We start from the raw sequence: 22,504 nt of genomic DNA, 5'->3' as shown, positions 1-22,504 counted from the left end.
GGTCAGGCCCGCTTGTAGACGGGGGCGCGTTTCTCGGCGAAGGCGCGGGTGCCTTCCTGGGCGTCGGCGGTCGCGAACACCGGCCAGCCGCGCTTGAGTTCGGAGGCGAGCCCCTCGGTCTCGGTGAGGTCGGCGGTCTCGTACACGGACGCCTTGACGGCCTCGACGGCCAACGGGCCGCAGGCGTTGACCTGTTCGGCGATCTCCAGCGCCTTGTCGAGGGCGGTGCCGTCGGGGACGACGTGGCCGACGAGGCCGATCGCGGCGGCCTCGCGGGCGGTGTAGGGGCGGCCGGTGAGGAGCATCTCCAGGGCGTGGGTACGGGGGATCTGCCGCTGGAGACGGACCGTCGATCCGCCGATCGGGAAGAGGCCGCGTTTCACCTCGTACAGGCCGAAGGTCGCCGACTCGCCCGCGACACGGATGTCGGTGCCCTGGAGCATCTCGGTGCCGCCCGCGACGCAGTGGCCCTCGACCGCCGCGATGACCGGTTTGCGGGGGCGGTGGTGGCGGAGCATCGCCTTCCAGTGGAGGTCGGGGTCCGCGTCGAGGCGGTGGCGGTAGTGCTCGCCGTCGATGCCCTTGCCGGCGAGGGCCTTGAGGTCCATGCCGGCGCAGAAGGTGCCGCCGGCGCCGGTGAAGACGATCGAGCGGACGCTGTCATCCGCGTCGGCCTCGATCCAGCCGTCGTAGAGGCCGACCAGCATGGGCAGCGAGAGGGCGTTCTTCGCTTCGGGCCGGTTGAGTGTGAGGACGAGGGTGGCGCCCTCGCGCCGGACTGTGAGGTGTTCGGTACCGCTCATGGCACTTTCCCCTCCTGAGCCTTCGGGGGAACAGGTTGCAGGAGCCCGGTGGGCACTTCAAGGGGCGACCGGCGACTTTCTGACAGTCAGTCAGATTTCTCTGCCGTGAGCCTTCCCAGTTGCCGTCCCCTTTGCTCTGATGACCGGCGAGCCGAGGTGGGGAGGAACGGTGGAGTACAACCTTGCCGACCTGTTCGAGTCGGTCGTGGACGTCGTGCCCGACCGCGAGGCACTCGTGTACGTCGACCATCCGGGCACCGGCGCCGAACTGCGGCTCAGCTACGCCGAACTGGAGGCGGCCGCCAACCGGATCGGGCATCACCTGCTGGCGCGCGGGCTGCGGACCGGCGAGCATGTCGGGCTGCATCTGTACAACGGGGTCGAGTACCTCCAGGCGGCCCTGGGCTGCCTCAAGGCGCGGCTGGTACCGGTGAACGTCAACTACCGGTACGTCGAGGACGAGTTGGCGTACCTGTACCGGGACGCGGACCTCGCCGGGCTGGTCTTCGACGGGGAGTTCGAGGACCGGGTGCGGGCGGTGCTGCCCCGGACGCCGGGCGTGCGGGAGCTGTTGCGGGTCGGGGACGGGGAGTTGGGGGTGCCGTTCGCCGACGCCGAGGGGTCTTCCGGGCGGGGTTTCGCCGCGCGGTCCGCCGACGACGTGTTCATCATCTACACCGGCGGCACGACCGGGATGCCCAAGGGCGTGATGTGGCGTCAGGAGGACCTGTTCTTCTCCGGGATGGGCGGGGGCGCTCCGACCGGGGAGCCGGTGAAAGCGCCGCAGGAGCTGGCCGAGCGGGTCGCGGCCGGGGGGTCCGGGCTCACCTTCTTCCCCACTCCCCCGCTCATGCACGGCACCTCGACCCTCACCGCGTTCATCGGCTTCAACTACGGCCAACGGGTCGTCCTGCACCGCAAGTTCGTGCCGGAGGAGGTGTTGCGGACCGTCGCGAAGGAGAAGGTCAACGCGATCTCCCTGGTCGGCGACGCGATGCTGCTCCCCCTGATCGACGCCCTGTCGGGGCCCCTGCGCGGCACCGACTGCTCGTCCCTGTTCAGCGTCTCGTCGTCCGGCGCGATCCTCTCGGACACGGTCCGCCGCCGGTTCACCGAACTCCTCCCCAACACGATGCTGTTGAACAACTTCGGGTCCTCCGAGTCCGGCTTCAACGGCACCGCCACCGACGACTCCGGCCCCGAACGAGGCTTCCGTGTCCGCGTCAACTCCCGTACCCGGGTGGTCGATCCGGCGACCCACGAGCCCGTCGCCCCCGGCGAGGTGGGCCGCGTCGCCCAGCACGGGCACGTCCCCCTCGGCTACTACAACGACCCCGCGAAAACGGCCGAGACGTTCTTCGAACTCGACGGCGAGCGCTGGGTGCTGCTCGGCGACATGGCGACCGTCGACGCTGACGGCGTGGTCGTGGTCCTCGGCCGCGGCTCGCAGTGCATCAACACGGGCGGCGAGAAGGTCTACCCGGAGGAGGTCGAACAGGCCCTCAAGGCCCACCCCGACGTGTACGACGCCCTCGTGGCCGGCGTCCCCGACACGACCTGGGGCAACCATGTCGCGGCCGTCGTCCAACTCCGTCCCGACGCCCCCGCGTTGACCCTCGACGCCGTCCAGACCCACTGCCGTGCCAGCCTCGCCGGGTACAAGGTGCCCCGGCAACTGGTGATCACCGACACGATCCGGCGTTCACCGAGCGGGAAGGCGGACTACCGGTGGGCGCGGGAGGTGGCGGTGGAGGCGGACCGTTAGCGCAGGAAAGCGGCGACGCGCCGGACGAACCACTCGGGGTCGTCGAGCCAGGGGTAGTGGCCGGCGCCGGGCTGGACGGCGGCCTGCGCGCGCGGGAGGAGAGCGGTGGTCCGCTCGGCGAGGGCGGGGTCGAGTTCGCCGGTGAGGACGAGGACGGGCGCGTCGAGGGCGGCGAGTGCCGTGAGCGTGGCCGGTGGGTCGTAGGCGCCGTCCGCGTGGAACAGGTCGCACGCTTCGTCGTTGATGTGGGCGTCCACGAGCGCCAGGTGGGCGCGGGCCGCGTCGTCCCAGCGGCCGTAGAAGAAGCCGCCGATGTCCGAGAGGTCCGTGTCGGCGCCGGCCAGCCAGGCTTCGTACGCGGGATACGCCTCGGCGTACCAGGTCTCGCCCGTGCGCAGGTGTGCGGCGGTCCGGCGGTCCTCGTCGGTGACCGCGAGGCCGAGGGCGCGCGGGGTCGTGGTGATCAGGGCGAGGGTGCGGACGCGTTCCGGGTGGCGGGCGGCGTACAGCACCGCGAGGGCGCCCGCCGCCGAATGGGCCAGCAGGTCGATGCGGTCCAGGTCCAGGTGGGCGCGGAGCGCCTCCACGTCGTCGACCTGCCGGTCGCAGCGGTACGTCGCCGGGTCCCCGGGTATGGCGGAGTCTCCCGTGCCCCTCGGGTCGAGGAGGACCAGGGTCCGGTGGGCGGTGAGCCCGCCGAGGTCGCCGAGGTAGGCGGAGGACGTCATGGGGCCGCCGGGCAGGACGAGCAGGGGCTCGCCCTCGCCTCGTACGTGGTAGGCGAGTTCGGTTCCGTCGGGTGCGGTGAAGGTCGGCATGCGGCTGATCATCTCCTCTTGTCGTGGCCCCGGGCATCTGTGTTACTGGAGGTCCGGAGGTGAGGCGGATGCTGGACGCCGGTGAGCGGATGGGCCCGCAGGAGCTGCGGGAGACGCAGCTGCGCAGGCTGCGGTGGTCGCTGCGGCACGCGTACGACAACGTGCCGTTCTACCGGGACGCCTTCGACAGGGCGGGGCTGCGGCCGGAGGACTGCGCGTCGCTGGCCGATCTCGCGCGGTTCCCGTTCACGACGAAGGCGGATCTGCGGGCGAACTATCCGTACGGGATGTTCGCGGTTCCGCGGGAGCGGGTACGGCGACTGCACGCGTCCAGCGGGACGACGGGGGTGCCGACCGTCGTCGGGTACACGCAGGCCGATCTCGATCTGTGGGCGGACCTCGTGGCCCGGTCCCTGCGCGCGGCGGGCGCGCGGCCGGGGGACGTCGTCCATGTGGCGTACGGGTACGGGCTGTTCACCGGCGGGCTCGGCGCGCACTACGGGGCCGAGCGGCTCGGCTGTACGGTCGTGCCGGCGTCCGGGGGTATGACGGCCCGGCAGGTCCAGCTCATCCGGGACCTGGAGCCCCGCGTCATCATGGTCACGCCCTCGTACCTGCTGACGCTCCTCGACGAGTTCGAACGGCAGGGCGTCGATCCGCGCTCCACCTCGCTGGAGGTCGGGGTGTTCGGGGCGGAGCCGTGGACGGAGGAGATGCGGCGGGAGATCGAGGAGCGGTTCGGGATCGACGCGGTCGACATCTACGGCCTGTCGGAGGTGATCGGGCCGGGGGTCGCCCAGGAGTGCGTCGGGACGAAGGACGGGCTGCACGTGTGGGAGGACCACTTCTATCCCGAGGTCGTCGACCCGCTGACCGGCGAGGTGCTGCCGGACGGGGCCGAGGGCGAGCTGGTCTTCACCTCCCTCACGAAGGAGGCGATGCCGGTCGTCCGCTACCGCACCCGCGATCTGACCCGGCTGCTTCCCGGTACGGCCCGCGTCTTCCGCCGGATGGCGAAGGTGACCGGCCGCAGCGACGACCTCGTGATCCTGCGCGGCGTGAACCTCTTCCCGACGCAGATCGAGGAGATCGTCCTGCGCACCCCGGGGGTCGCGCCGCACTTCCAGCTCCGGCTGACCCGCGAGGGCCGCCTGGACGCGCTCACGGTCCGCGCGGAGGCCCGCCCCGACGCGACCCCCGACGACCGCCGGGCGGCGGAGGCGTCGATCGCGGCGGCGGTCAAGTCCGGCATCGGCGTCTCGGTCGGCGTGGAGGTCGTCGACCCGGAGAGCCTGGAGCGGTCGGTCGGCAAGATCCGCAGGATCGTGGACCTCAGGCCCCGCTGAACCGGTCCCTCAGCTCCCGCTTGAGGATCTTCCCGCTGGCGTTGCGCGGCAGCGCGTCGACGAACACGATCCGCTTGGGCGCCTTGAAGTGGTCGAGCTTCTCCCGGGCGTGGGCGAGGAGTTCGGCCTCGGTGACCTCCTCTCGGGGGACGACGACGGCGGTGACCGCCTCGATCCACTTCTCGTCGGGCAGGCCGATCACGGCGGCCTCGGCGACGGACCCGTGGGTGTAGAGGGCGTCCTCGACCTGGCGGGAGGCGACGAGGACGCCGCCGGTGTTGATGACGTCCTTGACGCGGTCGACGATCGTGTAGAAGCCGTGGGCGTCCTTGGTCGCGAGGTCGCCGGAGCGGAACCAGCCGTCGCGGAACGCCGCCGCGGTCTCCTCCGGCTTCTCCCAGTACCCCTCGCACAGTTGCGGCGAGCGGTACACGATCTCCCCGGCGGTGCCGTCCTCGACCTCCTCCCCGTTCTCGTCCACGACCTTCGCGTCCACGAACAGGACCGTCCGCCCGCACGAGTCGAGCCGCCCCTTGTGCTCGTCCGGCGCGAGGACCATCGCCAGCGGGCCGATCTCGCTCTGGCCGAAGCAGTTGTAGAACCCGAGCTTCGGGAGCCGTTCCCGCAGCCGCTCCAGCACCGGGACCGGCATGACCGACGCGCCGTAGTACGCCTTGCGCAGCCCGCTGAGGTCGCGGGTCGTGAAGTCCTCCCTGTTCGCGAGGGCGATCCACACCGTCGGGGGTGCGAACAGGCTGTCCGCGCGGCCCGTCTCGATCAGGTCGAACAGCCGGTCCCCGTCGGGCGCGTCGAGGATGACGTTCGTCGCCCCGACCGCGAGGTAGGGCAGCAGGAACACGTGGGTCTGTGCCGAGTGGTACAGCGGCAGCGAGTGCACGGGCCGGTCCCCGGCGCTGAGGTCGAGTGCCGCGATCGCGCTCAGGTACTCGTGGACCAGCGCGCGGTGGGTCATCATCGCGCCCTTGGGCTGGGCGGTCGTACCGGACGTGTACAGCAGCTGCACGAGGTCCTCGGCGCGGGCCTCCGCCCCGTCGTACGGCGCCGTCCCGGTGAGCCGGTCGAGGAGGGAGCCGTCGGTGTCCCGCAGCGGCAGGCTCCTCGTCCCGTCGGGGAGCCTGGCCGCGAGGTCGGGGTCGGTGAGGACGAGGGTGCTGCCGGACTGGCCGAGGAGGTAGGCGAGGTCGTCGCCGGTGAGGTTCTGGTTCACCGGGACGTGGACCAGGCCGGCCCGGGCGCAGGCGAGGAACGCGATCAGGTAGGCGTCGGAGTTGTGGCCGTAGGCGGCGACCCGGTCGCCCTTCCCGAGCCCCTGCCCGAGCAGGGCGGCCGCCGCGCGGGACACCGCGTCGTCGAGTTCCTCGTAGGTCCAGGTGCGGTCGCGGTACTCCACCGCGACACGCGCCGGGGTGCGGCGGGCACTGCGCCGCAGCACCCCGTCGACCGTGGTGCTGGCTTGTCCGGACGTCATGGGGGTGATCCTGGGCGGGGCGCGGTGGCTGGTCAAGTCGGGGCCGGGGGACGGGGGCTGTGGACGCGGCACGGGCCGGGCCGATCCAGCGTCGAGGGCCGGGCCGTCCCTCACACCAGCCGGCCCCCCACCCCCGACCTCCCCTCCGGCACCCCCACGAGCGTCACCAGCGTCCGCTCCCGCGTCTCCTCCCCCAGCACCCCGGCCACGGCGTCGGTGATCGCCCCGACCAGACGCGCGGGCGCTTCGGGTACGCCGGGGTGCCGGTAGGCCCCCTCTCTCATGCTGAGCGTGATCTGCGGTGTCGCCCCGCCCGTGACCACCCCTCCGGTCCCCCGGCGATGCGCCGGGACGCCGATCAGGTCCACCCCCACGAGCTTGCGGAAGTCGTCCCCGAAGACGGATCCGACCGCGTCGGTGAGGGCGACGATCAGCTTCGTCTCCTGCCCTGCGAGGGCCTCCTCGCCCAGATGGACGGTGCAGTGCGGCATGACCAGCTCCCCTTCTCCCAGACGGCACACGTACGATGTCCGCCAGATTGTCTTGCCGGACAAAATAGCTTTGATCACAAAGATAAACGACCAGGAGCCCCCTGTCCATGCCCTCCGACGACAACACCGGCGTCGACCCCGCCGTCCGTGAACTGCTCCTGCTCATGCCCCGCCTGGTCGGCCGGGCGAAGAGGCTGCCGGTGCCGGAGGCCCTCCAGTCCCTCTCCCTGGCCCCCCGTCACCTCTCCCTGCTGTCGTACCTCCTCTTCGACGGCCCGATGACGGTGAACGAACTCGCGGCGCGGCTCGGCGTCGCCCCCACGACCGTCAGCCTGCTGATCGGCGACCTCAGCAGGAAGGGCGTCCTCGAACGCCGCGAGGACGAACGCGACCGCCGACGCCGGATCATCGCCCTGTCCCCCGAGCACGAACCGGCGATCACGGCATGGCTCGCGCCGGGCGCGGCGGCCTGGCGACGGGTCCTGGCCCCTCTGACGCCGCTGGAGCGGCGCCTGTTCGTGAACACGCTGCTGGCGTACGAGACGGAGGTGGGCGGGGAGCCGGCGTGACGGGCGCGGCGGGCAGCGGGCCGGCGTACGGACCGAGAGTCGGCGCCTGTCCCCCGTCCCCGCCGCCCCTCCCGTCGTTCCCCTGACGCCGCTTTACCCGTTGATAGGCTCAACGTCCCTTTCCATCAACGACGTTGGGAGGCACGATGCGTACCCGCCTCAGACGGCTGACCGTCGCGGCCGTCGCCCTGTTCACCGGGGCGACGGTGCTTCCGGCAGCGGCGGCGCAGTCGCAGGGCCGACAGGACCACCCTTCTTCCGGCCGGTTGTCCGCGGTCGTCCGCTACACCGAGTACGGCATCCCGCACATCACCGCGAAGAGTTACGCGGACCTCGGCTTCGGCACCGGCTGGGCCCAGGCGGCGGACCAGGTCTGTGTGCTGGCCGACGGTTTCGCGACCGTCAGGGGTGAACGTTCCCGCTACTTCGGCGCCGATGCCACGAGCGACCAGTCGCTCTCCTCGGCCACCACGAACCTGTCGAGTGACCTGTATTTCAAGGGCGTTCGGGACAAGCGCACGGTCGAAGCACTCCTCGCCGAGCCGGCGCCGCGCGGCCCGAGCCGTCAGGCGAAGGACCTGATGGCCGGGTTCGCGGCCGGATACAACGCGTGGCTGAGGCAGAACCGGATCACCGACCCGGCGTGCAGGAACGCGGCGTGGGTCGGCCCGGTCACGACGGTCGACGTGGCCGCCCGCCTCCACGCGCTGTCGATGCTCGGCGGCCAGGGCGGCAACATCGACGAGATCACGTCGGCCCAGCCGCCGACGGCCGACTCGCCCAAGACGCAGGCCGATCCGCGGGCCGTCGTCCGCGAGGTGGAGCGCCGCGCCGCCGACGCCGCGATGGGCTCGAACGCGGTCGCGTTCCGGGGCGACACGACGGCGAACGGCCGCGGTCTGCTGCTGGGCAACCCGCACTACCCGTGGCACGGGGGCCGCCGCTTCTGGCAGTCGCACCAGACGATCCCGGGCCAACTCGACGTCGCGGGCGGCTCGTTGCTGGGCCTGCCGACGATCTCCATCGGCTACAACGCGCGGATCGCGTGGAGCCACACCGTCTCGACGGGCGTCCCCTTCAACCTCACCCAGCTCGCCCTGTCCCCCTCGGACCCGACCGCCTACCTGGTGGACGGGAAGCCGGAGCGGATGACACAGCGGACGGTCACCGTCGCGGTGAAGGACGGCACGCCGGTGACGCGCACCCAGTGGTGGACGCGGTACGGCCCGGTCGTAGCCTCCTCGGACGCCGGGCTCCCGCTGCCGTGGACGGCGACGACGGCGTTCGCGCTGAACGACCCGAACGCGGCCAACCTACGGTTCGCGGACACCTCGCTCGGCTTCGGCAAGGCCCGCGACACCGCGGGAATCGCCGCGTCGCTGGCGAGCCACCAGGGCCTGCCCTGGGTCAACACGATCGCCGCCGACTCCGCCGGGCACACCCTGTACTCCCAGTCGCAGGTGCTGCCCCGGATCACGAACGACCTCGCCGCGGCCTGCTCCACGCCGCTCGGCTCGGCGACGTACCCGGCGGCCGGGCTCGCGGTCCTCGACGGCTCCCGCACCGCGTGCGTGCCGGGCGACGACGCCGACGCCGTACAGCCCGGGATCTTCGGGCCCGCGAAGATGCCGACGCTGCGGGACGCCGCGTACGTCGAGAACTCCAACGACAGTCCCTGGCTGACCAATGCCGGGCAGCCGATCACCGGGTACGAGCGGATCTTCGGGACCATCGGCACGCAGCGGGGGCTGCGGACGCGCGGGGCGATCCAGGACGTGGCGGCGCTCGCGGAGCGCGGGAAGCTGACCGTGCGGGATCTTCAGGCGCAGCAGTTCGCGAACCGGGTTCCGGCCGGGGACCTGACGGCGGCCGACGCGGCGAGGGCGTGCGCGGCACTGCCGGGCGGGCAGGCGACGGGCAGCAGCGGTACGGCTGTCGACGTCTCCGAGGCGTGCGGCGTGCTGGCGGCCTGGGACCGGACGATGGACACGGGCAGCAGGGGTGCGCTGCTCTTCGACCGGTTCTGGCGGAAGCTGCCCGCGCAGCGCTGGAAGGTGCCGTTCTCGGCGGCCGACCCGGTGAACACGCCGAACACCCTCAACACCGACAGCCCGGCCTTCGCGAAGGCTCTCGCGGACGCGGTGACCGAGCTGCGGTCGGCGGGGATCCCGCTCGACTCCCCGCTGGGGGAGCACCAGTTCGTCGTCCGGAACGGGAAGCGGATTCCCGTCCCGGGCGGGACCGAGGGGCTGGGTGTGTGGAACAAGGTCGAGCCGCGGTGGGATCCGGCGGGGGGTGGCTACTCCGAGGTGTCGATGGGGTCCAGCCATGTCCAGGCCGTCGGCTGGGACGGGAGCGGGTGTCCGGTGGCGCGGACGCTGCTGACGTACTCGCAGTCGTCGAACCCGAACTCGCCGCACTACACGGACCAGACGCGCCTGTATTCACAGGAGCGGTGGGTGACGGCGCGGTTCTGCGAGAAGGACGTCAAGGCGTCACCCGTCCTTCGGACCGTCCGCGTTCACAACTGAGCCGGTGTCGGCCGGAGTCGAATCGGCCCAGTACGGCTCCCGCAGCCGGCGTTTGTAGAGCTTGCCGTTGGGGTCGCGGGGCATCTCGGCGATGAAGTCGATGCTCTTGGGCCGTTTGTAGCCGGCGAGTTGTCCGGCGCAGTGGGCGAGGAGGTCGGCGGTGAGGTCCGGTCCCGGGGTGTGACCCGGGGCCGGTTCGACGACCGCCTTGACCTCCTCGCCCCAGTCGTCGTGGGGGATGCCGAAGGCGGCGGCGTCGGCGACGGCCGGGTGGGCGAGGAGGGCCGCCTCGATCTCGGCGGGGTAGATGTTGACGCCGCCGGAGATGATGAGGTCGATCTTCCGGTCACGCAGGAACAAGTAGCCGTCCTCGTCGAGGAGTCCGAGGTCGCCGACGGTGAAGAAGTCGCCGATGCGGTTCTTGCGGGTCTTCTGCTCGTCCTTGTGGTAGGCGAACCCGCCCGTGTTCATCTTCAGGTAGACCGTCCCGAGTCGGCCGGGCGGCAGCCGGTTGCCGTCGTCGTCGAAGACGGCCAGCTCGCTGATGGGCCAGGCTTTTCCGACCGTGCCGGGCTTCTTGAGCCAGTCCTCGGCGCTCGCGAACGCCCCGCCGCCCTCGCTGGCCGCGTAGTACTCCTCGACGCAGCTCCCCCACCAGTCGATCATCGCCCGCTTGACGTGGTCGGGGCAGGGGGCGGCGCCGTGGATGGCGTGCCGCATGGAGGAGACGTCGTAGCGGGCCCTGACCTCCTCGGGGAGGGCGAGGAGGCGGTGGAACTGGGTGGGCACCATGTGGGTGTGCGTGCACTTCTGACGGTCGATCAGGCGGAGCATCTCCTCGGGCGTCCACTTGTCCATCAGCGCGAGCCGGTGCCCGATGTGCAGGGAGGCGGCCGCGAACTGGAGGACGGCTGTGTGGTAGAGCGGTGAGCACACCAAGTGGACGTTGCCGCCCGCCGGTTGGATGCCGAAGAAGGCCAGGAAGCCGCCCAGGTAGGTCTCTTCGGGGAGTTTCCCCGGCAGCGGCCTGCGGATGCCGCGCGGGCGTCCGGTCGTCCCGGACGTGTAGTTCATGACCCAGCCGAGGGTGCGCTCCGAGGGGGCCGACTCCGGTTGTCCGTCGAGGAGTTCGGCGTACGGCCGGAAGCCGTCGACGGTGCCGAGGGCGTACCGCCGGCCGGCGGGGAGTCCGGCCTCGTCGGCGGCTTGAGCGGCGGTGTCGGCGAACCGTTCGTGGGCGATGAGGACCTTGGCGCCGGAGTCGGCGACGATCCAGGCGATCTCGGGGGCGACGAAGTGGTGGTTGACCGGGACGAGGTAGAGGCCCGCTTGGGTGGCGGCCAGGTGAGTGGCGATGAATTCGGGGGAGTTGGGCAGGACGGTCGCGAAGGCGTCGCCGCGTTCGAGTCCGGCGGCGCGCAGGCCGTGGACGAGGCGGTTGGCCTCGGCGTGGAGGCGTCCGGCGGTCCACTCCTGGCCGTCGGGGGCGACCAGGACGACGCGGTCGGGGTTCTCGGTGGCCTGGGCCCAGAAACCGGTGGTCATCGGGGGCTCCTTCCGGCGGCGATCCGGTTCATGCGCTCGACTGCTTTCTCGAAGCCGCGGGTGAGGTCGTCGACGACGGCCTGGACGGCGCGCACTTCGGTCATCCGGCCGACGATCTGCCCGACGGGAGTGCCGAGCAGCGGTTCGACCTCGTACTTCTGGATCCGGGAAAGCGCCTCGGCGACCAGCAGGCCCTGGAGGGGCATGGGGAGGGTGCCGGGGCCGTCCGGGTCGTCCCAGGCGTCGGTCCACTCGGTGCGCAGCTGCCGGGCCGGTTTGCCGGTCAGGGCGCGGGAGCGGACGGTGTCACCGGAGCCGGCGGCGAGGAGTTTGCGGGTGACGGCGGTGGAGTGCATGTCGGCCTCGGCGGTGGTGAGCCAGAGCGAGCCGAGCCAGGCGCCCTGCGCGCCGAGGGCGAACGCGGCGGCGACCTGGGCGCCGCTGCCGATGCCTCCGGCGGCGAGCACGGGCAGCGGGTCGACGGCCTCGACCACCTCTGGGGTGAGGACCATCGAGGCGATCTCGCCCGTGTGGCCGCCGGCCTCGTAGCCCTGGGCCACGACGATGTCGATGCCCGCGTCCTTGTGCTTGAGCGCGTGCCGGGCGCTTCCGGCGAGAGCCGCGACCCGCACCCCCCGCGCGTGGGCGCGGGCGATGACGTCGGCCGGTGGTGAACCCAGCGCGTTGGCCAGCAACTTGATCGGGTAGTCGAAGGCGACGTCGAGCTGGCCTCGGGCGACCTGTTCCATCCACCCGGTGATCCGCCAGCCGGACACCTCGCCCTCGGCGAGTTCGGGCACGCCGTGCTTGGCGAGGGTCTCGCGCACGAACTGCCGGTGCCCCTCGGGGATCATGGCCTCGACGTCGGCCTCGGTGACGCCCTCGACCTTCTTGGCCGGCATGACGACGTCCAGCCCGTACGGCCGCCCCTCGGCGTGCGCGTCCAGCCAGTCCAGGTCGCGCTTGAGGTCGTCGGGGGCGGTGTAGCGGACCGCGCCGAGCACGCCGAACCCGCCGGCCCGGCTGATCGCCGCGGCGACGGCGGGGAACGGCGTGAAGCCGAAGAGGGCGTGCTCGACTCCCAGTTGGTTGCTCAGCTCCGTCTGCATGTCGCGCAGGATGCCGCAGACGGTCGTCCGAGGGAAGAGGTTTTCTGATGGATCGTCAGAAACCGGTCCCTGTCGTCAACGGGGGCGCTCCAGTACGGCCATGGCCGCGTTGTGCCCCGGCACGCCGCTCACTCCGCCCCCGCGGATCGCGCCCGCGCCGCACAGAAGGACGTTCGCGTGCGGCGTCTCCACGCCCCAACGGCCGTCGCCCTCCTGGGAGTAGGGCCAGGACAGGGCGCGGTGGAAGATGTTGCCGCCGGGCAGGCGCAGGTCGCGTTCCAGGTCGAGCGGCGTCTTCGCCTCGATGCAGGGGCGGCCGTCGGCGTCGGTGGCGAGGCAGTCGGCCAGCGGTTCGGCGAGGTGGGCGTCGAGTTGGGCCAGGGTGCGGGTGAGGAGTTCCTCACGGACGGCGTCGTTGTCCTCGCGGAAAAGACGGGCAGGAGTGTGCAGCCCGAAGAGGGTGAGCGTGTGATGACCCGTCAACTCCGGCCCCAGGATGGTCGGGTCGGTGAGGGAGTGGCAGTAGATCTCCGAGGGCGGGGCGCTGGGGAGGTGTCCGGCGGCCGACTCGGCGTAGGCGGCGGCGAGTTGGCCGTACCCCTCCGCGATGTGGAAGGTTCCGGCGAACGCCTCGCGCGGGTCGACGGCCGTGTCCTTGAGGCGTGGGAGCCGCTTCAGGAGCATGTTCACCTTGAGCTGGGCACCCTCGGCGGGCTCCGGCGGTGTGGCACCGGTCAGGTGGGCGAGGGCCTGCGGGGAGGCGTTCACGAGGACGTGGCGGGCGGCGGCGACGCCCTCGCCGTCGGCGGTGCGGTAACTGACCTCCGCCGTACGGCCGTCGGTGTCGATGCGGGTGACCTCGTGGCCGGTGGCGAGGACGGCGCCGGCCTCGCGGGCCGCCTGGGCGAGGGCGTCGGTGAGGGCGCCCATGCCGCCGACGGGGACGTCCCAGGCGCCGGTGCCGCCGCCGATGACGTGGTAGAGGAAGCAGCGGTTCTGGGCCAGCGACGGGTCGTGCGCGTCCGCGAACGTACCGATCAGGGCGTCCGTCAGGACGACTCCGCGCACGGTGTCGTCCGCGAACCGCTCCTCGATCGCCGTCCCGACCGGCTCCTCGAACAGGACGCGCCACGCCTCCTCGTCGTCCACCCTCCGCCTCAACTCCTCGCGGCCCGGCAGGGGTTCGGTGAGCGTCGGGAAGACGCGGCGGGCGACGTGCCCGGTGAGTCCGTAGAACCGCTGCCACGCCTCGAACTCCCGGTCCGAGCCGGTGAGTCGCGCGAAGGCTTCCCGAGTGCGGTGATCTCCGCCACCGACGAGCAGGCCCGTGGGCTTCCCGTGCCGCTCGACGGGCGTGTACGAGGAGATGTCACGGGACCTGACCCGGAAGCTCAGGCCGAGATCCTTGACGATCTTGTCGGGCAGCAGGCTCACCAGGTACGAGTACCGCGACAGACGCGCGTCCACCCCGGCGAACGGCCGCGTGGAGACGGCCGCGCCGCCGGTGCGGTCCAGCCGCTCCAGCACGAGCACCGTCCGTCCGGCGCGGGCCAAGTAGGCGGCGGCGACCAGGCCGTTGTGACCACCGCCGACGATGACGGCGTCGTACGCGTGGGATCCTTCGTGTGCAGGCATGGTTCTTGGTAACACGCGTGGGGGTGGGAGGGCGTGATCATGCGCGACGTGCGGCTCGATCCGTATCGGCGAGGTGCGGCTCGGTTGTTCGCCGACGGGCAGGAGGTCGGGCTGCTGGTCACCCGGGTGGACGTCTGGCGGGAGTACACGGGGTGGCTGTGGCGCAGGCGCGTGACCAGTGAGCAGGAGCTGCCGGAGTGGATGGTGTGGCCGGTGGGTTCCTCCGGCACGCTGGCCCCCGAGGACGACGTGGTCCGGGGCGAGGACGTCGACAGCGAACTCGCCGACTGGTCGGCAGGCCGCTTCCGGCTGCGCGACACCGTGTACGAGGCTCGGTGGCTGCCGGTGAGCGAGGCGGAACCCGCGCACCGACAGCACGGCTGGGACGCCGTCTGAGCCCTCAAGTCACGCGCGGTCACCGAGACTTGGCGCGGTGTCGCCTGTACGATCATCGAAACTCGGGGGGCATCTCGGTACGGTGCTCAGCAAGGTCGTCCTCAAAGATGCGGAGAGAACTTGTCCACCGCTTTCGTCACCATGACCATCGTCGGCGCGGTCTTCAACGGTGCCGCCGCCGTGACCTACCTGATCGGCCATGAGTACCCCAAGACCCAGGCGGACATGAAGGGCATCCCCCGCAAGTACGTCCCGGTCCTCGGGTCGCTGCTGGCGGCGGGCACCGTCGGACTGCTGGCCGGGCTCGCGGTCCCCGTGCTGGGCACGCTCGCCGCGATCGGCCTGATCCTGTACTTCGTGGGGGCGATCATCGCCCACGTGCGGGTGGGGTCCCGCAACATCGTGGGCGGGATCGTGTTCCTCGCCACGGCGGTGGCGATCCTCGTCCTCGGACTACTCGACCACGGCCCCTGGTAGCCCGGCCGCCAGGCGCCGGGAGAGTTCCACGCGGCGGGTCTTGAGGGTGGCGGTGCGCGGGAGTTCGGCCAGCGGGATCTGGACGGGCGCGGCGAGCTGCGGGTAGCGGGCGGTGGCCGCGCGCCAGCGGCCGGCGTCGAGCGGTTCGTCGCCGTGCGTGCAGACGACGGGCACGGCCTCGGCGTCGGGCCCCTGCACGACGACCACCTCGGCGAGTTCCGCGAGTTCGTCGAGGAGGAGGTCCTCGATCTCCAGGTTGCTGCCGACGCCGGGGATCTCGTCGAACTCCCGGTCCAGCAGGTGCAGGCAGCCGAACCGTGAGCGGTAGCCGACGTCACCGGTGCGCCACCAGCCGTCGTTCAGGTTGGCGTCGTAGCGCTCCTGCTCGCCGTGGTACGTCTTCGCGATGCCGTCCCAACGGACCTCGATGGAACCGGGGTTGTCCTGCGAGGGCCGGCCGCCGTCCCGGCTGACGAGGCGGACCCGGGCGCTGCCCGGCAGGGGGTAGCCGACGCAGCGGCCGTCCATGCGGTGGGCGAACCGGCGGAAGTAGGGGCGTCCGGCGGCGGGGCCGACCTCGCTCTGTCCGTAGATCTGGAAGAACTGCGCGCGCTGGCCCGAGGCGTGCAGCAGGCGGCGTACGGTGCGCGGGTGGATCGCGTCGAAGGTGCTGCTGAAGTACTTGACGGACGCGAAGGGGCGGCGCGGGTCGTCGGCCAACCGCTCCCAGGCGAGGAAGGTGTTGGGCAACGCCTCGATCAGCCACGGGCGTTGCTCGGCGAAGAAGGTCGCGACGGCGTCCGGGGTGCCGTCGTTGACGAGCAGCGGCGGCATGCCCTGGAGGAGGCACAGGGACATCGCGGCGAAGGTCCGGGAGTGGCCGAACGGGGTGTGGATCGCGACGGTGCCCTTCTTGCGCATCAGGCCGAGCAGGAAGATCTGGGGGCGCAGCCGGGAGCGCATCGTGCGCGGGGTGTGCACGACGAGTTTCGGCAGGCCGGTGGTGCCGGAGGTGTGGGTGATCATCGCGGGTTCGTCGAGGCCGCGCAGCACCGGGCGGACCGCGACCGAGCCGTCCAGACCGGCGAGCGCGACCGCGCCGGGCCCCGCGTCGCCGACGCCGAGCACGCCCCGGGTCAGCCCGTCGAGGTCGACGCCGTCCCCGGTGAGGGAGCGGAGCTTGGGGCCGTCGGTGATCAGGTGGGGGCGGTCGAGGCGGGCGAGGAGCGCTGACAGGGCCTCGGAGTCGAGGTGGTGGGAGAGCATCACGGGGACCGCGCCGAGGCGTTCGACGGCCGTCGCGAGGAGCCAGAGGTCGAAGTTGGGGGCCTTGCAGATCACCGCGTGTCCGCCCCGGCGTACTCCGGCGACGGCGAGGCGGTTCGCGATGTCCGCGACGTGGCCCGCGAGTTGACTCACCGTCAGGTCGCGTCCGGCGTCGGGCAGGACGTCGAGGTCGTGGTCGAGGGTCACCGGCATCGCGCCCCGCACCCGGGCCGCCGCCTGGGGGACGACACCGAGGTAGAGGCCCTTGCGGTGCAGGGCGGCACGGTCCGGCTTCGGGCTCAGTCGGTACAGGAGTGTGCTCATGGCTTCGGTCCTTCGGGTGGGGTCAGCGGTCGCGGTAGGCGACCATGTCGGCGAGTCCTTCGAGCCGCAGCCGCCACAGGTCGGGCAGCGCGGCACCGGCGAGGGCCGTGCGGGCGTCGGTGACGAGGGCGTCGATGCGCGCCTCCACGTCCGCGCGGACGCCGGAGGCGAGCAGCGCGGCGTGCAGGGCGGCCGGGTTCCAGTCGGCGTGCCGGCTCTCCTCGACGAGCCGGGCCACCTCTGGGTCCTTCGCGGCGCCCAGCGCGATGAGCAGGGTCATCTTGTGCTCGTCGAGGTCGAGGCCGGCCGGCTTCCCGGTGACCTCGGCGTCGCCGAACGCGTCGAGGAGGTCGTCCCTGAGCTGGAACGCCTCGCCCGCCGCGACCCCGTACGCCTCGAACGCGCCGTACAGCGCGGGGTGTCCGGCGAGGGCCGCGCCGAGGGCGAGGGGGCGGTGGATGGTGTAGCGGCCGGACTTGCAGACGGCGACCCAGCGGGCCAGCGTCTCGTCGGGGACGGCCTCGGCGGCGAGGGCGACGTCGAGCTGCTGGCCGACGATCATCTCGGTGACCAGCTCGTGCCAGACCTGCGCCGCCGGGCCGGTCAGGGTGCCCGCGAGCCGGTTCGCGTAGCTGAGTGCCAGGTCCCCGGCGAGGAGGGCGACGCCCTCGCCGTACCGGCGGGACTCCCCCGCCCAGCCGCTGCGCGCGTGCAGGTCGGTGTGGGCGACGTGGGCGGTCGGACTGCCGCGCCGGGTGGGCGAGTTGTCGATGATGTCGTCGTGGAGCAGCGCGAACGCGTGCAGCAGCTCCAGGGCGGCGGCCGCGTCGACGACGGTGTCCTCGTCGCCGTCCGCGCCGGCCGCGAGAAAGCCGGTGACGCAGAACAGGGGGCGCAGCCGTTTGCCGCCCGCCGCGACGAGTTCCGCGACGACGGCGACCGGTACGGCGGCCCGGGGGTCCACGGAACTCCAGTGCTCGGCCTCGGAGTTGAGGAGGACGGCGATGCGCTGGTCGACTCGGTCGAGGAGCTTGGCGCAGGTCTCCTCGGCATGCCGCGCGGCATCTGACGCGGCGCGCTCCACCGGGCTCTCCAACTCCCCCAGCTCCACCGGCAGTTTGAAGGTCACGTTCTCCACCACCGTCTCCTCCGTCCGGACGTCCTCGAACCCCAGCTCCGCGAGCCGCCCCAGCGCCTGGTCGACCAGCACTTCGGGCACGCTCGCCCCGGCGGTCAGCCCGACCGTGCGCACGTCCTTCAGCCACCCGGCGTCCAGCAGCGCCGGGTCCGTCAGGAGCCGTGCGGGCGTGCCGGCGGCCCGCGCGACCTCCACGAGCCGCAGGGAGTTGCTGGAGTTCGCCGAGCCCACGACGAGGACGAGGTCGCTGCGCCCGGCGATGGCCTTGACGGCGTTCTGCCGGTTCTGGCTGGCGTAGCAGATGTCGGCGGCGCCCGGCCCGGTGATCCCTGGAAAGCGTTCCGTGAGCACGGCGACGATCTCGGCGGTGTCGTCCACGGACAACGTGGTCTGCGTCAGGTACGCGACCCTCGCCCCCGGCGCCAGTTCGAGCTTCCGCGCCTCGGCCACGTCGGCGACGACGACCGTCCGCTCCGGCGCCTCCCCGTACGTGCCCTCGATCTCCTCGTGGTCGGCGTGCCCGATGAGGATCAGCGTGTCCTTGGTGCGGGCGAAGCGCACCGCCTCCTGATGCACCTTGGTGACCAGCGGGCACGTCGCGTCGACGACCGTCAGCTCACGCCCCCGCGCGTTCTCCCGCACGCTCGGCGAGACCCCGTGCGCGGAGAACACGCAGACGGCGCCGGCCGGTACCTCCTCCTCGGAGTCGACGAACCGGGCGCCCTTGCCCTCCAGTTCCCGCACGACGTGCTCGTTGTGGACGATCTGCTTGCGGACGTACACGGGGGCGCCGTGGATCTCCAGGGCGCGTTCCACGGTCTCGATGGCCCGGTGCACTCCGGCACAGGCCCCCCGCGGCGCGGCGAGCAGCACACGCGGCGGTGCGGTTGCGGACTGCATGGTTTCCCCCTCGGGGTGGTCGGTACCGGATTCCGGAATCCGTGCGCACCGCATCCTCGGTGCCGTCCCTTGCCGGGGAATACGCGGCGAGTTGGCCCCGGCTTGGCGGCAAGCGGGCGCCAATCGCGGGCCCAGTGGCCACCAAGTCGGCGCTGGCATCGTCACTGGGGAAATCGGCCGCGGGACCGGCCCGGAATTCCGCATTTCCCCTGACACGGACTGACACGAACTGACACGAATGACATCGATAACACGGAGAACAACCTCTATGAGCGGTCTGATCGTTCCGCCCGGTCACGGCAGGAAACTCGTGACGAAAGCACAGGACGTGACCTTCAAGGTCACGGCCGCGGACGGCTCCTCCTCGTCCGTGTTCGAGGTGGTCGTGCCGCCGGGCTTCGACGTGGGGGCGCACGCGCACAGCGAGTCCCAGGAGTTCTTCTACGTCCTGGAGGGCGAGCTGGAGCTGTTCGCGTTCGAGCCCGCCGAGCGGACCGAGGACACCTGGCACGGCTGGGAGTCCCTCAAGGGCGAGCGTCCGGTCCGGGCGGTCACCGGCAGTTGCATGTTCGTGCCGCCGGGCACCCCGCACGCCTTCCGCAACGCCTCGGACACCCCGGCCCGCATGCTCTTCCAGAGCTCCCCCTCGCCGGACCACGAGCACTACTTCGAGGAGATCGTCGAGATCTTCGCCGCCGGTGACTCGGTGGACCCCGAGGCGGTCGAGCGGATGCGCCGCCGCTACGACGTCCAGCAGATCACCCCGCTGCGCTACACCCCTCCCGCGGAAAGGACGGTCGCCCCGTGACCACCAACGACAGCGTCCCGCTCGTCCACGCGAGCCTCGGCGCCCGCGAACTCGCCGCCGTCGCCGAGGTGTTCGCCTCCGGCTGGCCGGCCGGCCAGGGTCCGCGGGGCAAGGCGTTCGAGGCCCAGCTCAAGGAGCGGTACGGCGTCGGGGACGCGGTCGCGCTGAGCAACTGCGGCGCCGCGCTGCACCTGGCGATGCTGGCGCTGGGCGTCGAGCCGGGCGACGAGGTGATCGTCGCCGACTACACCTTCCCGGCCCCGGCGCACGCGGTGCGCTACCTCGGTGCGACGCCCGTCTTCGCGGACGTCCGGCCCGACACCGGCACGGTCGACCCGCAGGCGGTGGCCGCGCTGATCGGGCCGCGCACGGTGGGTGTGATCGCCGTCGACACGGTCGGACTGCCCGCCGACTACGACGAGTTGATGGCGCTCGCCGACCGGCACGGCCTGTTCGTCGTCGAGGACGCGGCCTGCGCGGTCGGCGCGACCTACCGGGGGCGGCCGGCGGGCGCGCTGGCGCCGGTGGCGTGTCTCTCCTTCCACGGCCGCAAGGGCGCCAGCAGCGGCGAGGGCGGGGCGCTGCTCGCCGCCGACCCGGTGATCGGCGCGGACGCGCGGCTGCGGTCGTCGTTCGGCATCGGGAGCATCTACGACCAGGCCCAGGTGGTCGGGCTGCCGATCCCCGTCTTCACCGACATCGGCTACAACTACAAGCTCTCCGACATCGCCGCCGCGATCCTCCAGGTCCAGATCGAGCGCGTCGACGAACTCCTGGCCCGCCGCGCCGAGGTGGCGGCGGCGTACGGCGAACTCCTCGCCGACGAGGAGCTGTTGGCCCTGCCGCACGTGCCGGACGACCGCACCCACGCCTGGCAGTCCTACCTCGTGACCCTCTCCCCCCGCGTCGACCGCTCCGCCCTCGCCGCCTCGCTGCGCGCCCAGGGCGTCGGCTGCGGCCACGGCACCTGGGCTAGCCACCTCCAGCCGGTCTACGACGCCGTACAGAGCTGCCCGGTCTCCGCGGACCTCTTCCACCGCAACCTCGCGATCCCCATGCACGCCGAGCTGAGCGACGGCCAGGTGGAACGCGTCGTCGACGTCCTGCGGGCCGAGCTGAAGAACAACGTCCGCGCGTCCTGACAGGAGAGCCCGTGCTTGTCGTCTGTCTTGTCGGAGCGGGGCCGCGAGGGCTGTCCGTCCTGGAGCGGCTGTGCGCGAACGAGCGGAAGTCGCCCGCGCACGAGGCGGTGACCGTGCATGTGGTGGACCCGTACGCGCCGGGCGCGGGAAAGGTGTGGCGTACGGACCAGTCGCGGCTGCTGCTGATGAACACGGTGGCCTCGCAGGTCACGATGTTCACCGACCACACGGTGACGATGGACGGCCCCGTGGAGGAGGGGCCCAGCCTGTACGAGTGGGCGGCGGGGCGGCTCGGGCCCGACGACTATCCGACGCGCGCTTTCTACGGCGCGTACCTGGAGGACGTCTTCCGCACGGTGCGGGACTCGGCGCCGGCTCACCTCACCGTCCTGGAACACCGCACGTCCGCCCTCGCGCTCGACGACTCGGCGGACGGCACGCAGTCCCTGCGCCTGGCGGACGGCACCCGGCTGACCGGCCTGGACGCGGTGGTCCTCGCACAGGGGCACCTCCCCGCCCTCCCCACGCCCGCCGAACAACACCTCGCGCGGACCCCCGGCTACTTCGCCCCCGCGAACCCGGCCGACCTCGACCTGTCCGGGATCGCGCCGGGCGAGACGGTCTTCGTACGCGGTCTCGGGCTGAACTTCTTCGACGTGCTGGCCCTGCTCACCGAGGACCGGGGCGGCACGTTCGCCGAGGACGCCGGGCGGCTGCGCTACCGCCCCTCGGGCCGGGAGCCGCGCATCGTCGCCGGGTCCCGGCGCGGGGTGCCGTACCACGCGCGCGGCGAGAACCAGAAGGGCGCGCACGGCCGGCACGAGCCCCGGCTGCTGACCCTGGCGGCTGTCGCCCGGCTGCACCGGCGGGCCGAGGACGGCGAACGCCTGTCGTTCGGCGCCGACCTGTGGCCGCTGATCGCCAAGGAGGTCGAGAGCGTCTACTACGGCACGCTGCTGGGCGGGGAGCGCTTCGTACGGGAGTTCCTGGCCGCGCCCGACCGTGCCGCCGAAGCCCGCCTGCTGGACGCCGCCGGGGTCGCGCCGGACGAGCGGTGGGACTGGGAGCGGGTGGCCCGGCCCTGGCTCGGACACGGCCTTCCTGACCAGGACGCGTACCGTGCGTGGCTCCTGGAGCACCTTACGGACGACGTGCGCGAGGCCCGCGCGGGCAACGTACGCGGTCCCCTCAAGGCCGCCCTGGACGTGCTGCGGGATCTGCGCAACGAGATCCGGGCCGCCGTCGACCACGGGCGCCTGGAGGGCGGTTCGTACCGGGACGACCTCCAGGGCTGGTACACCCCGCTGAACGCGTTCCTGTCGATCGGGCCGCCGGTCTCGCGGGTGGCCGAACTGGTCGCGCTGGTCGAGGCGGGGGTGGTGGAGATCCTCGGGCCGGAGGTCCGGGTGTCGGCCGGGGAGGACGGCTTCGGCGTCGTCTCCGGTGTCGTACCGGGGCCGCCGGTACGGGCGACGGCACTGATCGAGGCGCGGCTCCCGGAGCCGGACCTCGACCGTACGGCGGACCCGTTGCTGCGGGGGCTGCTGGACTCCGGGCGGGCGAAGTGCTTCTCGATCGCCGGGAGTTGCGGGACGGAGGTCCCGACGCGGGGCCTGGCCGTCACGGAGCGCCCGTACCGCCTGGTCGACGCGGCGGGGCGCCCTCATCCCCGGCGCTTCGCCCTCGGCGTCCCCACGGAGGGCGTCCACTGGGTGACCGCCGCCGGGATCCGCCCCGGCGTGGACTCGATGATCCTCGGCGACGCGGACGCGGTGGCGCGGGCGGTGCTGGCGCTGGGGCCGAGGATGACCGGGGAGGCCGCGTCGGGGGTTCCCGGGGTGTCATCGGGCGCGGCGCCAGAACGTGCCGCCGTTCCCTCGGGCCCCGCGCGGACATCGCCCACCGATGCCCCGGGAGCCCTCACCGCCCCGGTACCAGAACATCCCGCCGCG

At 72.2% G+C, this 22,504-nt stretch carries 17 protein-coding genes and 1 pseudogene; 9 read left to right on the top strand and 9 right to left on the bottom strand.

Features of this window, described 5'->3' with window-relative positions; translation table 11 throughout:
* Positions 1-2 precede the first annotated feature (2 nt).
* Positions 3-803 (bottom strand): crotonase/enoyl-CoA hydratase family protein, encoded by an 801-nt coding sequence (locus tag ACLZOT_RS40145; protein ID WP_416974124.1) that lies wholly within the window; start codon positions 801-803, stop codon positions 3-5.
* A 169-nt stretch (positions 804-972) separates the two neighbouring features.
* Here ACLZOT_RS40145 and ACLZOT_RS40140 point away from each other — a divergent pair, with 169 nt between their 5' ends.
* Positions 973-2,568, top strand: coding sequence for an acyl-CoA synthetase (locus tag ACLZOT_RS40140; RefSeq protein WP_416974123.1), 1,596 nt, complete (start codon positions 973-975; stop codon positions 2,566-2,568).
* Here ACLZOT_RS40140 and ACLZOT_RS40135 read toward each other — a convergent pair.
* Positions 2,565-3,386 (bottom strand): alpha/beta fold hydrolase, encoded by an 822-nt coding sequence (locus ACLZOT_RS40135; protein ID WP_416974122.1) that lies wholly within the window; start codon positions 3,384-3,386, stop codon positions 2,565-2,567. The two genes, ACLZOT_RS40140 and ACLZOT_RS40135, sit on opposite strands and share 4 nt — an antisense overlap.
* A 68-nt stretch (positions 3,387-3,454) precedes the next feature.
* Here ACLZOT_RS40135 and paaK point away from each other — a divergent pair, with 68 nt between their 5' ends.
* Positions 3,455-4,732 (top strand): phenylacetate--CoA ligase PaaK, encoded by a 1,278-nt coding sequence (paaK, locus tag ACLZOT_RS40130; RefSeq protein WP_416974121.1) that lies wholly within the window; start codon positions 3,455-3,457, stop codon positions 4,730-4,732.
* Here paaK and ACLZOT_RS40125 read toward each other — a convergent pair.
* The gene (locus ACLZOT_RS40125) at positions 4,719-6,221 is read right to left on the bottom strand and encodes an acyl-CoA synthetase (RefSeq protein WP_416974120.1); all 1,503 of its coding nucleotides are present in this window, start codon (positions 6,219-6,221) and stop codon (positions 4,719-4,721) included. The two genes, paaK and ACLZOT_RS40125, sit on opposite strands and share 14 nt — an antisense overlap.
* Positions 6,222-6,331: 110 nt before the next feature.
* Positions 6,332-6,712: a tautomerase family protein gene (locus ACLZOT_RS40120; protein WP_416974119.1), complete on the bottom strand. Its 381-nt coding sequence runs from the start codon at positions 6,710-6,712 to the stop codon at positions 6,332-6,334.
* 107 nt (positions 6,713-6,819) lie between these two features.
* Between ACLZOT_RS40120 and ACLZOT_RS40115 the strand changes: the two genes are divergently transcribed.
* The gene (locus ACLZOT_RS40115) at positions 6,820-7,281 is read left to right on the top strand and encodes a MarR family winged helix-turn-helix transcriptional regulator (RefSeq protein WP_416974118.1); all 462 of its coding nucleotides are present in this window, start codon (positions 6,820-6,822) and stop codon (positions 7,279-7,281) included.
* A gap of 146 nt (positions 7,282-7,427) precedes the next feature.
* Entirely contained in the window at positions 7,428-9,812 is a 2,385-nt protein-coding gene (locus ACLZOT_RS40110) for a penicillin acylase family protein (RefSeq protein WP_416974117.1), read from the top strand.
* Here ACLZOT_RS40110 and ACLZOT_RS40105 read toward each other — a convergent pair.
* From ACLZOT_RS40105 to ACLZOT_RS40095, 3 genes are all read right to left on the bottom strand, one after another.
* On the bottom strand, positions 9,777-11,357 hold the full coding sequence (locus ACLZOT_RS40105; protein WP_416974116.1) for an acyl-CoA synthetase: 1,581 nt from the start codon (positions 11,355-11,357) through the stop codon (positions 9,777-9,779). The genes ACLZOT_RS40110 and ACLZOT_RS40105 overlap by 36 nt on opposite strands.
* A complete protein-coding gene (locus ACLZOT_RS40100; protein WP_416974115.1) occupies positions 11,354-12,466 on the bottom strand; it encodes an NAD(P)H-dependent flavin oxidoreductase in 1,113 nt (370 codons plus the stop codon). Before ACLZOT_RS40100 ends, ACLZOT_RS40105 begins: the two co-directional genes overlap by 4 nt.
* A gap of 75 nt (positions 12,467-12,541) precedes the next feature.
* The gene (locus tag ACLZOT_RS40095; RefSeq protein ID WP_416974114.1) at positions 12,542-14,101 is read right to left on the bottom strand and encodes a phytoene desaturase family protein; all 1,560 of its coding nucleotides are present in this window, start codon (positions 14,099-14,101) and stop codon (positions 12,542-12,544) included.
* A gap of 39 nt (positions 14,102-14,140) precedes the next feature.
* Between ACLZOT_RS40095 and ACLZOT_RS40090 the strand changes: the two genes are divergently transcribed.
* Together ACLZOT_RS40090 and ACLZOT_RS40085 are read left to right on the top strand one after the other, a co-directional pair.
* Positions 14,141-14,497, top strand: coding sequence for a hypothetical protein (locus ACLZOT_RS40090; RefSeq protein ID WP_416974113.1), 357 nt, complete (start codon positions 14,141-14,143; stop codon positions 14,495-14,497).
* 120 nt (positions 14,498-14,617) lie between these two features.
* The gene (locus tag ACLZOT_RS40085) at positions 14,618-14,974 is read left to right on the top strand and encodes a DoxX family protein (RefSeq protein WP_319726837.1); all 357 of its coding nucleotides are present in this window, start codon (positions 14,618-14,620) and stop codon (positions 14,972-14,974) included.
* Here the strand turns inward: ACLZOT_RS40085 and ACLZOT_RS40080 are convergent.
* Both ACLZOT_RS40080 and ispH read right to left on the bottom strand, forming a co-directional pair.
* Positions 14,951-16,564 carry an AMP-binding protein gene (locus tag ACLZOT_RS40080; RefSeq protein ID WP_416974112.1) on the bottom strand — a complete coding sequence of 538 codons (1,614 nt, stop codon included), beginning with the start codon at positions 16,562-16,564 and terminating at the stop codon, positions 14,951-14,953. The two genes, ACLZOT_RS40085 and ACLZOT_RS40080, sit on opposite strands and share 24 nt — an antisense overlap.
* Positions 16,565-16,586: 22 nt before the next feature.
* Positions 16,587-18,602 (bottom strand): 4-hydroxy-3-methylbut-2-enyl diphosphate reductase, encoded by a 2,016-nt coding sequence (gene ispH, locus ACLZOT_RS40075; RefSeq protein ID WP_416974111.1) that lies wholly within the window; start codon positions 18,600-18,602, stop codon positions 16,587-16,589.
* Between the two features lie 268 nt (positions 18,603-18,870).
* Between ispH and ACLZOT_RS40070 the strand changes: the two genes are divergently transcribed.
* From ACLZOT_RS40070 to ACLZOT_RS40060, 3 genes and pseudogenes are all read left to right on the top strand, one after another.
* The gene (locus ACLZOT_RS40070; protein WP_416974110.1) at positions 18,871-19,410 is read left to right on the top strand and encodes a cupin domain-containing protein; all 540 of its coding nucleotides are present in this window, start codon (positions 18,871-18,873) and stop codon (positions 19,408-19,410) included.
* On the top strand, positions 19,407-20,552 hold the full coding sequence (locus ACLZOT_RS40065) for a DegT/DnrJ/EryC1/StrS family aminotransferase (protein WP_416974109.1): 1,146 nt from the start codon (positions 19,407-19,409) through the stop codon (positions 20,550-20,552). Before ACLZOT_RS40070 ends, ACLZOT_RS40065 begins: the two co-directional genes overlap by 4 nt.
* Positions 20,549-22,354 (top strand): annotated as a pseudogene (locus tag ACLZOT_RS40060) (FAD/NAD(P)-binding protein); the annotation flags it as partial. The gene ACLZOT_RS40065 and the pseudogene ACLZOT_RS40060, both read left to right, overlap by 4 nt.
* Positions 22,355-22,504: the final 150 nt, after the last annotated feature.

The organism is Streptomyces sp. 4F14 (assembly GCF_048159485.1).
In the GTDB taxonomy this organism is placed as follows: domain Bacteria; phylum Actinomycetota; class Actinomycetes; order Streptomycetales; family Streptomycetaceae; genus Streptomyces.
Note: the sequence above shows the minus strand (reverse complement) of the source record. Positions and strands in the feature narration are given on the sequence as shown.